The 240-nt window shown below is 61.7% G+C and carries 1 protein-coding gene; it reads left to right on the forward strand.

The genetic code is table 11. The features are described from left to right. Positions 1 to 47: 47 nt before the first annotated feature. Positions 48 to 240 (forward strand): DUF2239 family protein (locus tag SB772_RS45125; RefSeq protein WP_410839165.1); only part of this gene is annotated, 193 nt, incomplete at its 3' end.

Raw genomic sequence — 240 nt, forward strand, 5'->3', positions numbered from 1 at the left:
GTTTTAACCCGGATATAATTCGACAACTTCCTGAACCGGAGATTGTCGTGACCACGTATTCCCGCACCTGTACGGCCTTTGAGGGCCATCGCCTTATCGCTTCCGGCGAATTGCCGCGGGTCGCGCTCGCCGTGAAAGAGGTCCTCGCGCGGGGCGAACAGGCGCCCGTCCTCGTTTTCGACGACGCCAGCGCGGCTCCCGTCGAATTCGATTTGCGCGGCAGTCCGGAGGACATCGTCG

It is taken from the genome of Paraburkholderia sp. SIMBA_030, assembly GCF_046535245.1.
Lineage (GTDB): Bacteria > Pseudomonadota > Gammaproteobacteria > Burkholderiales > Burkholderiaceae > Paraburkholderia.